We start from the raw sequence: 12,864 nt of genomic DNA on the forward strand, positions 1-12,864 counted from the left end.
TCATTTATTGTTATTGTTAATACTATCGTCATTGCGAGGAGGCAAATCTTCTCGCTTTAATCATTTAGCTTTCTGCTTTACGCTATTTCCTTACGCCCCCAACTTTTTACCCTCTACCTCAATGGCCTCAGTAGCGTGCAAACCACATTCTTTTTTGCTTTGGTCTTCCCACCACCATCGTCCTGCTCTGAAATCTTCGCCCGGCTGTACTGCGCGGGTGCAGGGGGCGCAACCGATACTGGGAAAACCTTTATCGTGCAAAGTATTGTAAATGATGTTATTTTCTTTGATATAAGTTTTTACCTCATCTAAAGTCCACTTGAATATTGGATGAAATTTTACCAGCTGGTTCCCTTCATCCCATTCTAAATCGTGCATATCCTCGCGGTCTGGGCTCTGCTCAGCGCGGATGCCCGTTACCCATATTTCATTGCCTTGTAATGCTCTTTTTAAAGGTTCTATTTTACGAATATAGCAGCATTCTTTTCTGTTTTCTACCGATTCATAAAAACTATTCGGCCCTTTCGTATTCACCATATCCTGCAATAACTCATTTTGCGGATAGTAGGCGTAAATAGGCTTGTTATACACCTCTAAAGTCCGGTTCCAAACATAATAAGTTTCTGGAAAAAGCCGCCCTGTTTCTAATGTAAATACCTTAATTGGAATGTTATTGGAAAAAATGAGGTGCGTAATGGCCTGATCTTCCCATCCAAAACTGGTTGAAAAGATAACTTTCCCCGGATATTTATTTGCCAGGAATTTTAATTTTTCTACTGTATTAAGATTTGCCAGTTCTTGTTTAATCTCCGCTAAATTCCCCATCACTAAATTAATTTTAAAATAAATACAATTACACTGCGCAAGCTGACGATCATCACGATGATACCAACAGCAACCATAATGGTCTTTGCTGATATTCTATTTGATACTTTCGCTGCAATCGGTGAGGCCACTGCACTCCCGATAATCAAGCCTAAAACAGCTTCCCAGTGTTTGCCTCCTAACATAGTGAAAAATGTTAGCGAACTTAATGTTGCGATAAAAAACCTGCTGATTTTTACAGTTCCGAGCGAGAACAAAGGGTGACGGCCGCCGGCAATTAAGCTGGACAGCACGATAGATCCCCATCCGCCACCAAAGGCAGCATCAATAAAACCGCCTACAAAACCAAGGAAACCAATTTTCTTTATTTTTTCATCTGCTTTTTTCCTTTTAATGTTAAAGGCTTTCATTAAAATGATTCCCCCTAAAAACAAGGTATAAACCGCAACAACGGGCTTTACGTAGGAGCTGTAATGTTCTAAAGAAGACAAAATATAGGCCCCTAAAACGGCCCCGATGATTGCCGGAATGATTAGAATTTTAAATAACTTCCAGTTTACATTCCCCATTCTATAATGCATCCAGCCTGCAATACCATTACTCATTACTTCTGAAATGTGGATGGCCATACTGGCCGAAGCGGGAGGTAGCCCCATTGCGAGTGAAAAAGATGCTGTGGTAACGCCATAAGACATTCCAATGGCACCATCTACCAACGCGAATAGAAACCCTGCTCCTAAAAACCAGTAAAACAGCGGATCAATATGAATTAAAAAGGATTGAAATTCTGGTTCAGTATTCCATAATGAAATGCCAATAGCACCAATAAGCAAAATGGAAGCAATCCAGATTAACCATTTGATGTTCCGTTCTGCAAAACTCTTTTTTGGGTTAATTAAACTTTTTGTAACCTTATTCAGCTTTTTAACTTTTGCAGAAAAATCGCCGGTTAAGGTTTGGCGCAGCGCACTCATATTTTGCAACGTTTCATCCAGCTCGGCTGGCAAACCCTCGTTCAAAATTTGTTTTAATCGCTTTGCAATGGTTGGGGATTTTCCATTGGTGGAAATGGCAATTTTTAAATCCCCTTTCTGTACAATAGAACCCAGGTAAAAATCACAGAGTTCAGGCTTATCCGCCACATTAATGAGCAAACCTTTTTCATGTGTAACCACCCTGATTTCTTCGTTCAGGATGTAATTATTAGTGGCTGCAAAAACAATATCTATGTTTTCCAAATCTGAAACATCGAAACTTTTCTGCTTCACTTTGATATTCGGATAATTTGCAACTAATGCATAAACCTCTGGTGAAACAATTTCAGCTACGATTGTAATTTTCGCGTGATGGCTATTGTTGACAATTGCCGTTAACTTTTCCAGGCCAATATTACCGGCACCAATTAATAATGTGCGCAGCTTATTCAGCTTTACAAAAACTGGAAAGAGCTGATTACCTTTCTCCTCTTCAGAGAAAGATGCTTCATTATCAGGTTGGTTAGGCAATACTTGCATATTGGGCTACGAGTTTTTTAAATGATGGATGTAAGGAAACCACTTCGCCAAAAATTAACAGCGCAGGTGCTTTTACATTTTCCTGTTGAACCAAACTTTCAATCGTCTCCACCACACCAACAACTAATTTTTCTTCTTCCGATGATCCGTTCTGAACCACCGCAACCGGCAAATTACTTCTGCCTGCGGCTTTGAAGATTTCTACAATCTTAGCTAATTTTTTCAAACCCATCAACACCAAAACGGTTGCATTGGATTCTGCTGCCTGATAGATGTCTTTAGATACCTCTCCGGAAGTGGTTGTACCGGTAATTACCCAAAAGCTTTCACTTAATCCGCGATGCGTTACCGGAATCTGTTGCAAGCCAGGAACTCCGATGGCGCTCGAAATGCCAGGAATTACATCAACAGGAATACTGTAAGATGCCGCATAATCCAGCTCTTCATAACCCCTCCCAAACACAAATGGATCTCCACCTTTTAAACGCACCACATGGCCATAATTTAAAGCGTAATCAATCATCAGTTTATTAATGGTTGCCTGAGGATATGAATGTTCACCAGAGCGTTTACCAACATAAACCTTTATTGCTTCAGCTGGTGCATGTTCCAGTAATGCTTCATTTGTTAAGGCATCGTACAATACCACATCAGCAGCCTGTAGTGCCTTAACACCTTTTAAGGTTAACAGATCCGGATCGCCGGGACCTGCCCCTAAAAGGGTAATTCTTGATTCTTTATTTTGATTTAACATACATTTAAATATTGAGGGAGTGAATGTTGAATGACTGAATGTTGAATGATTGAATGACTAAATGACTGAATGTTGAGTGAATGAATGTTGAGTGAGTGGATGTTTACCTGCGATTATTAATACTATTATTTTACTACTCATTAATTCTCCCATTTTTTTAATCTCTCATTCTATAATTCGCTAATTTTTAATTTATTCTTCTATAATTTCCTCATTCACTAATTCTATCATTTCACAACTACTGCCCTTTTCTCTTTAATCTGATTTAAAAATTCATCTGCCTGGCTAAAATAAGTACTGGCAAATGCTGCTGTCGGTTCATTTTTATTAATCTGTAACACTAAATCTGAAAAGTTGGTGGATAAATTAAACTCCCCTGTTTCCACATAGTGATTATCAAATTCTCTGATGACGCCAACCTGCGTGCTGCTATTGATTCCTTTATCTAAAAGCAAAGATTTTGCTGCACTCACAAACGTACTGTAGGTATGGTAAATGGCATCGGCATAGGCGCCTTTTTCTAAATTCTGTTTTGCCCATCCAAATTTCTCATCGGCCTCTAACAGCAGTGTTGCTACTAAATCGATCACTACACCTGCACATTCACCTACACCAATTGCCGTAACAAACTGTTCTACATGTCCCCAATCTACAAACTCCTCTTGTTTAAGATTTGTTAAATCGGCCAATGGCTTTAATAATTGATAAAAATGATCTTTACCTTTCCGGTCATAATACTGGTGGAAGCTTTCCTGCTCCTCGTTATTAGCCTTAAAGTCGTTCAAAATAAAGTGCAACACACTGGTAGCTCTTTTAGAGGGCACCTTAATTACGCGTTCGGCAACCCGCCCCACGCCGTTTCCAACTGTTCCGCCTCCAAGCATTACCTGAACTGCAGGCACCACTTTACCTTCGGCTTTTACTGAACTTCCGTGGAAGCCAATTTCTGCTAAACCATGCTGACCGCAAGAGTTCATGCAACCACTGATTTTGATGTTGATGTTCTTCTCGTATATAAATTCAGGAAAATCGGTGTAAATCACCTCTTCCAAAACTTCGGCTAAAGTCATGGAGTTAGAAATACCCAAATTACAGGTATCTGTTCCCGGGCAAGTGGTAATATCTGCCAGGCTATCAAAGCCAGCGGTAGTAAAACCAATTTTATTTAAGGCTGCATATAATGATGGTAAAGCATCTTCACGGACAAATTTCAACAGCAATCCCTGGTTTTGCGTAATCCTGATTTCGTCTGCTACATATGGTCTGATGGCTTCCACAAAAGCTCTCGCCTTATCGGTTTTAATATCACCAACCTGTACTTTTACATAAACTGCATAAAAGCCAGCTTGCTTTTGTGGAACTACATTAGTGGCAGACCAATGTTTGTAATGGGCTTCATTTAATATTTCTACCGAACCATAATGCTGTTCTGAAGGAATTTCCGGCTGAGGCACAGCATCTCTATCAATGGTATAAGTTTTAACTTTATTTGCAATGCGCTCTTCGGCAACTAAACGTAAAACCTCCTCTAAACCTAACTTTTGCACCAGGTATTTTAAGCGTGCCTTATTCCTATTGGTGCGTTCGCCATAGCGATCGAACACCCGAAGTACCGATTCTGTAAAAGGAATCAACTGATCTTCGTGTAGAAATTCTTCGATCGGGCTGGCTAGAAATGGCTGTGCACCTAAGCCACCTGCAAATAAAACTTTAAAACCACGATCGCCATTTTCGTTAATTTTTGGAATGAAGCCTAAATCATGAATATAGCTGAAGGCTGTATCCCGGTCACTAGAGGAAAAAGAAATTTTAATTTTTCTACCCATTTCCTGGCAGATTGGATTCCGCAGAAAGTATTTAAAAACTGCATGGGCATAAGGAGATACGTCGAAAGGTTCATCTTTGTCAATCCCCGAATTTGGCGATGCAGTTACATTGCGAACGGTGTTACCACAGGCTTCACGAAGGGTGATATCATCTTGTTCCAATTTAGCCCAAAGTTCCGGAGTTCGGTCTAAACTCACATAGTGCAACTGAATATCCTGACGGGTAGTTAGGTGCAAATTCCCACTGCCATATTCATCTGCAATATCTGCAATCCGGAGCAACTGTTTAAAAGTTACTTTTCCGAAAGGGAGCTTAATGCGAATCATTTGTACGCCTGGTTGCCTTTGTCCGTAAACCCCGCGGGCTAAACGTAAGCTCCTGAATTTCTCATCGTGAATGGTTCCATCGCGAAAAGCTTTAATCTTATTCTCTAAATCAATAATGTCCTGCTCGACAATATTGTTTTCGAGTTCTGTTCTGAAACTTTGCATATGTGTTGTTAGCTTTATTCAAAAAATGCTTCTCTTTTTACTGAGAAGCATCCAATATTTTATACCTATAAATTATTTAAATACCCTCTTTTACTTTGTTTTACAACAATAGTGCATCGATTTATCTCCGGTATTTATAACTATAGATTTGAAGTTCATCTTTCAAATATATAAAGTATATAGGAATAGTCGTAATTTATCTCAAAAAAGTTTTAGAATATAAGATCACTTAAGTTAAGTAACCGATTCGTGAGATGTCTTACTAGCTAACGTTATTCTGAAATTATCCCAGGAAATTATTGTGGTATAAGCGAAACAGATGCTGAATCAGGTTCAGCAAGACGAGTTCTCATCTAAATTATTCTTAGGAGATTGTTGTATCCACATTATCTTCTGAACTCATTTCAGAACCTAATTTACGAATCAAGATGCTGAATCAAGTTCAGCGGGACGCCCAAGGATTTAATGAAATTTAAAGGAAATTACAAACTTTCTATTCCCAATTTCAGGGTACCTTCCCGGCCAATTACATCAGCAATACTGGTTTCACTTAAAACCTTAAGCGTGGCATCCCTCACATCAATAAAAGCACTTCTAATTCCACAGGTTTTCTCGTCTTCGCATTCATCACATTTGTGATAAAAATTCAAGCTTGCGCAAGGCACCATCGCAATCGGGCCATCTGTTACCCGCATTACATGCACCAATAGAATTTCTTCAGGTCTTTTATTTAAGCTGTAGCCACCTCCCGCACCTTTCTTGCTGTACAAGAAACCTGCATTACGTAAATCCAGAAGGATTTGTTCCAGGAATTTTTTCGGAATATGCTCCTCCTCGGCAATCTTAGAGATTTGCATAGGTGGTTTTTCTACGTTTTTACCAAGCGCAACAAGTGCTTTTATGGCGTATTTAGTTTTTTTGGATAGCATATATCTTACAAAGCTAAGAAATTAAGTATAATTATGAAATTCGCAATATTCACAAAAAAACTTCTAATGATACCCTTGCAATCTTAAAACCTAGCTGGCTACAATTTAGCAAAAATGCAAAAGAATATATTTTTTTAATCAGACCTGCGTAAAAATACATTCCCAGCTGAACACAAATCTGCTAAAGCGGGTTTAAAACCTAACTTTACCCCCAGTTGCTAATCTTAAAATGAAAAAAAGAACAAGTTTTTTACCACTTTTAGTTATCGCCCTCCTATTTTTTGCCCTTAATGCATATGTCCTTTCCGGCTTAAGTGTCATCAACCACCAGGAATGGTTAGCACCAGCCTTTTGGGTTTTAATCATCAGTTTAACCGTCTCGCTAATTTTCGCAATAACACAAATGCGGAAAGGTATAAATAGGTTTTTTACCATTGTTAGTCATGCTTTTTTAATTGTTCTGGTTTCAGAAATGGTTTTTGCTGTTTTTCTGTTGATTGGAGATTTTTACCGCGTAGTGATGTCCATCACCACTAATTTCCAGCCGCTGGGCTATCAAATTGCGGATAGAAATTATTACTGGGTTGATTTTGCGTTCATTATGTTTTGCCTCACGGTGATCCTGTTCGCCTTCGGTATTACCAGGGGGAAATATGCCTACCGGGTAATTAACCACACCCTGTATTTTGATGATTTGCCAAAAAGTTTTGATGGTTTTACCCTCACCCAAATCTCTGATATACATGCCGGAAGTTTTACCAAACCTAAACTGGTGCAAAAAGGAATCGACCTTATCAATGCGCAAAAAAGCGATTTATTCGTTTTTACCGGCGATTTAGTTAATAATATGGCTTCAGAGATTGTACCGTACATCGATCACTTTTCGCAGATCAAGGCACCATTCGGTCAGTTTTCTGTTTTGGGAAATCATGACTACGGCGATTATATCAAATGGCCTTCGGAAACAGATAAAGTAAAAAATCTAGATCAGCTGAAAGCATACCATAAGGAATTGGGGTTTAAACTTCTTCTGGATGAACATGTTGTGCTGGAAAAGAACGGAGAAAAAATAATCCTTGCTGGAATAGAAAACTGGGGCGTTGGCTTCGGTGAGCGAGGCGACTTAAATAAAGCGCTTCAAAATACTTCAATAAACGATTTCAAGATTCTGCTTTCGCACGATCCCTCGCACTGGGATGCGCAGGTAAAGAACAATCCTTCTAAAATTCAGCTTTCATTGGCTGGCCATACTCATGGGATGCAGTTTGGTATTGAGGCTTTTGGCATTAAATGGAGTCCGGTAAAATACCGTTACAAACATTGGGCAGGGATTAAAAGCGAAAATAACCGTTATTTAAATGTGAACCGGGGCTTTGGTTTTCTTGGTTTTTCTGGTCGGATAGGTATCTGGCCGGAAATCACGGTGATTGAATTGAAAAGAAAAGATTCACTATAGACATTTCGACTGGAGCGCAACGGATGGAGAAACCTTTGTACTTGCGTATAGTAAAGTGCCAAGAAATTAGAAAGTCTTCACTTCGAATCTGATGAATAATGCCATTATTTTCTGAATAAGAGAATTATTTTTTTCACTCCTTCTGCTACACCAACGGCCACTAATCCTGCCGCTAAACCAATTGCAAACTCTTTAATGGTAGACATCAGATTTGGCAACAAATGGTGTAAAAATTCTATGTTGTGAACGAAAATACCGCCTGAAACCAAGATTAATGCCACCGTACCGGCGAAGCTTAATACTTTAATAATAATAGGTAATGATTTGATCAGTACATTCCCTAATGTTGATAGAAATCCCTTGTTATCGGCATGTTTAACCAGTTTATAGCCAGCATCATCCATTCTCACGATAAGGGCAACAATGCCGTAAACACCTATTGTTGCTAAAATGGCAACCACAGATACGGTTAAAATCTGAACGGTAACGCTTCGGTCTAAAACTGTTCCGAGGGCAATAATTACGATTTCTACTGATAGGATAAAATCTGTAGTTACAGCAGATTTTATTTTAGATTTTTCAGCTGCTTTATCATCCTGGATAACATCTTTAGCTGCTTTAGTATTTTCATGCCGGTGAAAAAGAAATTCAATGATTTTCTCTACGCCTTCGTAAGCGAGATAAAACCCGCCCAAAATCAAAATAAACTTAATGGCTATCGGGAAAAAAAAGTTTAACAGCAGGGCGATGGGGACAATGATAATCTTGTTAATCAGCGAGCCTTTTGTAATTGACCACAATACAGGAAGCTCACGCGAAGACAGAAATCCAGTGGCTTTCTCAGCATTTACCGCTAAATCATCACCTAAAATACCAGCGGTTTTTTTAGTTGCAATTTTTGCGGTCACCGCTACATCGTCCATTAAAGCAGCAATATCATCTAAAATCGCGAAAAAACCTGAAGCCATATTTATCTGTTTATGTAAGGCCCGCAAAATATAAATTCAATTTTACAATACCACGAAAACATAAAGATATTATTGGCTCTAATTGTTTTAAATATTCGTCAAAATAGCCGCCAGCTCCTTAGCGAAACCATAAACAGGCTTAATATCAGCTTCATGGTGAAGCAATTTTTTAAAACCCTCCCTTAAGCTACGTTGTTCTATTCATGAACTAAAACATGAAAAAGATGAATACAGATCCAAGAGAAAACGAGCAGAATGAAGATGATGGACTAAGGAAAACGAGTCCTAATGATACCCATGAGGCAGATGATAATGATGTGCAGCGCGGTTTAACCGGAGAAACTGACGATGAAGAAGATGTTGGTGGCGACCTTGCCGGTAACGCAGGTGGAAATACCTAGGCACCTATTTAAATGCACTGTCGAAAGGCTTGTAGATCATGATTGATGTACAAGCCTTTTTACTTTTAAGACGGCACCAGGCTGATGAATTCGATTTAAGCTAAACTTTGCCCGTTAGCAACTGTTTTATATGTATAAAAAACAATGGTCATGGAAAACGAAAAAAACAAAAAAGAAGATTCGAAAGAAGAAAAAGCAGGAGTAGTTCCTGCCGAAGATATTAAAGGCAGTGATGCTGATAGTGCCTATGCGGGCGAAGAAACGAGTGTTGAGGAACTTGCTGAGCAACAACTGGGAACAGATGCTGAAGCAGATGACACAGACACAGAGAATAATTCTGAAAAGGATAATGGTTAATTAACCATCCGTCCCGCTCCGCATTTATTAATAAATTTTATAGTTATGGAAGATAAAAAACACTTTGCATTAATTACCGGTGCAACCAGCGGAATTGGATATGAGCTGGCTAAACTTTTCGCAGCTGATGGCCATAATCTAATTATCGTTTCCAGAAATGAAGATGATCTTGCTAAAACGGCAAAGTCTTTAACAGCAAATGGAATTGAAGTCATCACCATTGCAAAAGATCTTTTTGAGCCAAGGGGAGCTTACGAAGTTTTTGAAGAAGTTTCCAATTGGGGCCATCAGATTGATGTATTGGTGAATGATGCTGGCCAGGGTAGTTATGGTAAATTTACAGAGACAGATCTGGAAAAAGATTTAAATATCATTCAGTTGAATATTTCTGCAACAGTAATTTTAACCAAACTATTCTTGCGTGAAATGGTAAAAAGGAATACCGGAAAAATCCTTAACCTCGCTTCTATTGCGGGCAAAGCACCCGGTCCGTACCAGGCTGTTTATCATGGAACGAAGGCTTTTGTCCACTCTTTTAGTGAAGCGATAAGATCTGAACTTGCCGATACAAACATTACGGTAACCTCACTTTTACCAGGGGCGACTGATACCGACTTTTTTAATAAGGCTGACATGCTGGACTCGAAAATCGTTCAGGAAGGTGATTTGGCCGATCCTGCACAAGTAGCGAAAGATGGATATGAGGCGCTGTTAGCTGGTCAGGATATGGTGATTTCCGGCTTTAAGAATAAGGTGCAGGTAACAATGGGAAATGTAATCCCAGATAGTATTCAGGCAAATCAAATGAAAAAAATGCAAGAACCAGTCGATCAAAAGAAAGACTAAAAATTTAAAATAAAATTATACCAATAACAAAAAATCCTGCTGAATATCAACAGGATTTTTTTGTTATGGCAATTCATTTTTTCCAATGTCTTCCTTATTTACTCAGGTGCCATTATCCCTTGTACCAATAACTTCCATTGTGGATAAGACAAGCCTAACTTAGCAGCACCGCCTACCAACATATTTCGTCCGTTATCGATTATACTTTCGGTATCTGTGTTTGCCATTTCGTTTCTTCCATGCTCTTCGGCACTCACCACGACTTGCTTTCTACGCACAATAAACGTTGATGTAGCATCCGCTTTGAGAAAATGCGCCGTCGAATCTTCTTCAGCCAAAGGCTTTGCACTCGGGCGAACCCTAATGGATATAAGCTCTTCTTCACCGTCAGTTACATGTGCAATTTCTTCAATTTTCACCCAGTCAAAACCATCTCCGGATCTTGGCCCCGGTCCAGGAATATCAATCCTGATATAGTCTCCCTCCTGCCCACTTCGACTTACTTCGGCTCCGTGTTGATCAAAAAGCCTGAAGCTAGACATACCAGCTATATTGCCCCAATCATTAATATTTAATAAGCGTCTGCAGGCCGTTGCGAAAAAATCTGCTGCTTCTGTCATTGTTCCAAAAGTACGGCTTTCTACTGCATCGATCTCACTACCCTTCCGCTGTTCCGGAATTGGATTATAGTTCTCTTTTGCTTCCATTCTTAAAAGTTTTACACTGTATGTTTATAAAACCAGTATCAATTTTAAAAGTTTAATATTTCCGAAAACATCCCTGTATTTCTTAAGTTGAGGTTAGTGAAGCAGAATGCTGAAATACTTAAAACTTTATGTAAAAAGGAAAGGTTATTAAGATACATTAACCAAATTAAAAAACAATATGGCAACGACAAAAGCAACAGGCAAAAAAGTGCCAAGCAAAAAAAAAGAAGCTAAAACCGGCAAAATGGAAAATTCAGAATTTCACGAATTTTTTGTTGATGAATTGAAGGATATTTATTGGGCGGAAAAACACTTAGTAAAGGCCCTTCCAAAAATGAAAAAAGCGGCAACCAGTGAGGAACTTGCAGCTGCATTTGAAAAACATACTCAGGAAACGCAACAACACATCGAAACGCTCGAGCAAGTGTTTGAATTGTTAGGAGAAAAAGCATCTGCTAAAAAATGTGATGCCATGGCAGGACTTTTAGAAGAAGCTGAAGGCATTATTTCTGATACCGATCAGGGAACAATGATCCGCGACGCGGGATTGATTTTAGCAGCTCAAAAAGTAGAACACTATGAAATAGCAACCTATGGAACCCTGAAAGTTTTTGCAGAAAACATGGGCCACCAGGAGGTAGCAGATTTATTGAATCAGACATTGGAGAATGAAAAAGATACCGATGTGGCACTTACTGAAATTGCAGTAAATTCTATAAATGCAGAAGCGGCTGAAGAATAATTTTCACCCTGCTTTTTTCAAACAAAAATGGCATTCTGAAGAGGAATGCCATTTTTGTTTATTACCTTTTTTAAAATCACTTGCCAAAAATTTTCACCAGCGCAAGTACAGCCAACGAGGCAGCAACGCCTGCAATATATTTTCGGTGTGCTTTTGGTTTACCTGGAATGCCCCAGCCACCATGCACTGCATTGCCATAGGCAACAGGTGTAAAGATATTTCCATTCGTGGTGGAAATCGGATCTGCCCTTTTTAAGTAGCCCTTAATCACCATACCAGCGATAAATTGTGTAAGTGTAGGAAAAATCCCGGCAGCACCTCGCAGTAAAACAGATACGCTACCAACCATTTGTTCCTTTTTCGGATGATCAGCTAACTTAACGATGGCCTGGGCAAGCCGTTCAGGATCGTAAACCGGCGGGGCTGGCTTGAGGTGTTTACCGGTATAATTGGCGGCATGCTGGATACCGGGACTATCTAAGAAAGCTGGAAATGCATCACACACAAAAATGTTTGGATACCCGGCAAGCTCTGCCTTCAATGCCTGGCTAAAGCCACGCAAGCCAAATTTACTTGCAGAATATGCAGCGCCCATTGGTACGGCTAAAAAACCACCTATAGAAATATTGTTAATTAAAATCCCTTTCCCCTGCTTTTTAAAATACGGTAAAACGGCGTGTGCCCCATGCATGTATCCCAGCAGATTCGTTTTTATCACCTGCGCAGACACTTCCATTGGGGTTTCATCATAAGCGCCAATGGCAAGTACACCTGCATTGTTTACCCATACATCTATACCACCGCCAAATTCATCAGCTGTTGCTGCCAGATTGAGCATGGCATGGTAATCGGTTACGTCAATTTCCCGATATTTTACTTCAGCGCCAAAGATCCGGCATTCATCTGCCACTTCCTCCAGAACCGTTAAGTTTCTCGAAGCCAGAACTAACCGGTCTCCCCTACGGGCAAATTGCAGCGCGATTGCCCTACCTGCTCCACTCGAAGCGCCAGTGATAACAACTGTTCGTTTTTTAATCTCCATACTAA

General features: G+C 39.6%; 13 protein-coding genes. 5 read left to right on the forward strand and 8 right to left on the reverse strand.

Annotated features, from left to right (window positions below):
• Nucleotides 1-90 precede the first annotated feature (90 nt).
• The 5 genes from GJU39_RS15845 to GJU39_RS15865 all read right to left on the reverse strand — a co-directional run bounded on the left by GJU39_RS15845 (nucleotide 91) and on the right by GJU39_RS15865 (nucleotide 6,340).
• Nucleotides 91-825 (reverse strand): phosphoadenylyl-sulfate reductase, encoded by a 735-nt coding sequence (locus tag GJU39_RS15845; protein ID WP_154281963.1) that lies wholly within the window; start codon nucleotides 823-825, stop codon nucleotides 91-93.
• Nucleotides 826-827: 2 nt separating this feature from the next.
• Nucleotides 828-2,339: a TSUP family transporter gene (locus GJU39_RS15850; RefSeq protein ID WP_154281964.1), complete on the reverse strand. Its 1,512-nt coding sequence runs from the start codon at nucleotides 2,337-2,339 to the stop codon at nucleotides 828-830.
• The gene (gene cobA, locus GJU39_RS15855) at nucleotides 2,323-3,093 is read right to left on the reverse strand and encodes a uroporphyrinogen-III C-methyltransferase (RefSeq protein WP_154281965.1); all 771 of its coding nucleotides are present in this window, start codon (nucleotides 3,091-3,093) and stop codon (nucleotides 2,323-2,325) included. Before cobA ends, GJU39_RS15850 begins: the two co-directional genes overlap by 17 nt.
• Nucleotides 3,094-3,320: 227 nt before the next feature.
• Nucleotides 3,321-5,411, reverse strand: a complete 2,091-nt coding sequence (locus GJU39_RS15860) for a HEPN domain-containing protein (protein WP_154281966.1) — start codon at nucleotides 5,409-5,411, stop codon at nucleotides 3,321-3,323.
• A gap of 482 nt (nucleotides 5,412-5,893) precedes the next feature.
• Nucleotides 5,894-6,340 (reverse strand): RrF2 family transcriptional regulator, encoded by a 447-nt coding sequence (locus GJU39_RS15865; protein ID WP_154281967.1) that lies wholly within the window; start codon nucleotides 6,338-6,340, stop codon nucleotides 5,894-5,896.
• 229 nt (nucleotides 6,341-6,569) lie between these two features.
• On the opposite strand from GJU39_RS15865, the gene GJU39_RS15870 reads away from it, so the two are divergent.
• Nucleotides 6,570-7,796 carry a metallophosphoesterase gene (locus GJU39_RS15870; protein WP_154281968.1) on the forward strand — a complete coding sequence of 409 codons (1,227 nt, stop codon included), beginning with the start codon at nucleotides 6,570-6,572 and terminating at the stop codon, nucleotides 7,794-7,796.
• Between the two features lie 104 nt (nucleotides 7,797-7,900).
• Here GJU39_RS15870 and GJU39_RS15875 read toward each other — a convergent pair whose 3' ends face one another.
• Nucleotides 7,901-8,764: a DUF808 domain-containing protein gene (locus GJU39_RS15875; RefSeq protein WP_154281969.1), complete on the reverse strand. Its 864-nt coding sequence runs from the start codon at nucleotides 8,762-8,764 to the stop codon at nucleotides 7,901-7,903.
• Between the two features lie 215 nt (nucleotides 8,765-8,979).
• Here GJU39_RS15875 and GJU39_RS15880 point away from each other — a divergent pair, with 215 nt between their 5' ends.
• From GJU39_RS15880 to GJU39_RS15890, 3 genes are all read left to right on the forward strand, one after another.
• Nucleotides 8,980-9,165 (forward strand): hypothetical protein, encoded by a 186-nt coding sequence (locus tag GJU39_RS15880; RefSeq protein ID WP_154281970.1) that lies wholly within the window; start codon nucleotides 8,980-8,982, stop codon nucleotides 9,163-9,165.
• A gap of 150 nt (nucleotides 9,166-9,315) precedes the next feature.
• Nucleotides 9,316-9,522 carry a hypothetical protein gene (locus GJU39_RS15885; protein WP_154281971.1) on the forward strand — a complete coding sequence of 69 codons (207 nt, stop codon included), beginning with the start codon at nucleotides 9,316-9,318 and terminating at the stop codon, nucleotides 9,520-9,522.
• A gap of 45 nt (nucleotides 9,523-9,567) precedes the next feature.
• Nucleotides 9,568-10,368: an SDR family NAD(P)-dependent oxidoreductase gene (locus GJU39_RS15890; protein ID WP_154281972.1), complete on the forward strand. Its 801-nt coding sequence runs from the start codon at nucleotides 9,568-9,570 to the stop codon at nucleotides 10,366-10,368.
• 98 nt (nucleotides 10,369-10,466) lie between these two features.
• On the opposite strand, the gene GJU39_RS15895 is transcribed toward GJU39_RS15890, so the two are convergent.
• Nucleotides 10,467-11,075, reverse strand: a complete 609-nt coding sequence (locus GJU39_RS15895) for a hypothetical protein (RefSeq protein ID WP_154281973.1) — start codon at nucleotides 11,073-11,075, stop codon at nucleotides 10,467-10,469.
• A 178-nt stretch (nucleotides 11,076-11,253) separates the two neighbouring features.
• Here GJU39_RS15895 and GJU39_RS15900 point away from each other — a divergent pair, with 178 nt between their 5' ends.
• Nucleotides 11,254-11,817, forward strand: a complete 564-nt coding sequence (locus tag GJU39_RS15900; protein WP_154281974.1) for a YciE/YciF ferroxidase family protein — start codon at nucleotides 11,254-11,256, stop codon at nucleotides 11,815-11,817.
• A 76-nt stretch (nucleotides 11,818-11,893) separates the two neighbouring features.
• Here GJU39_RS15900 and GJU39_RS15905 read toward each other — a convergent pair whose 3' ends face one another.
• Nucleotides 11,894-12,859, reverse strand: a complete 966-nt coding sequence (locus GJU39_RS15905) for an SDR family oxidoreductase (protein WP_154281975.1) — start codon at nucleotides 12,857-12,859, stop codon at nucleotides 11,894-11,896.
• Between the last annotated feature and the right edge of the window lie 5 nt (nucleotides 12,860-12,864).

The sequence above is a fragment of the Pedobacter petrophilus genome (assembly GCF_009674725.1).
Classification (GTDB): Bacteria; Bacteroidota; Bacteroidia; order Sphingobacteriales; family Sphingobacteriaceae; genus Pedobacter; species Pedobacter petrophilus.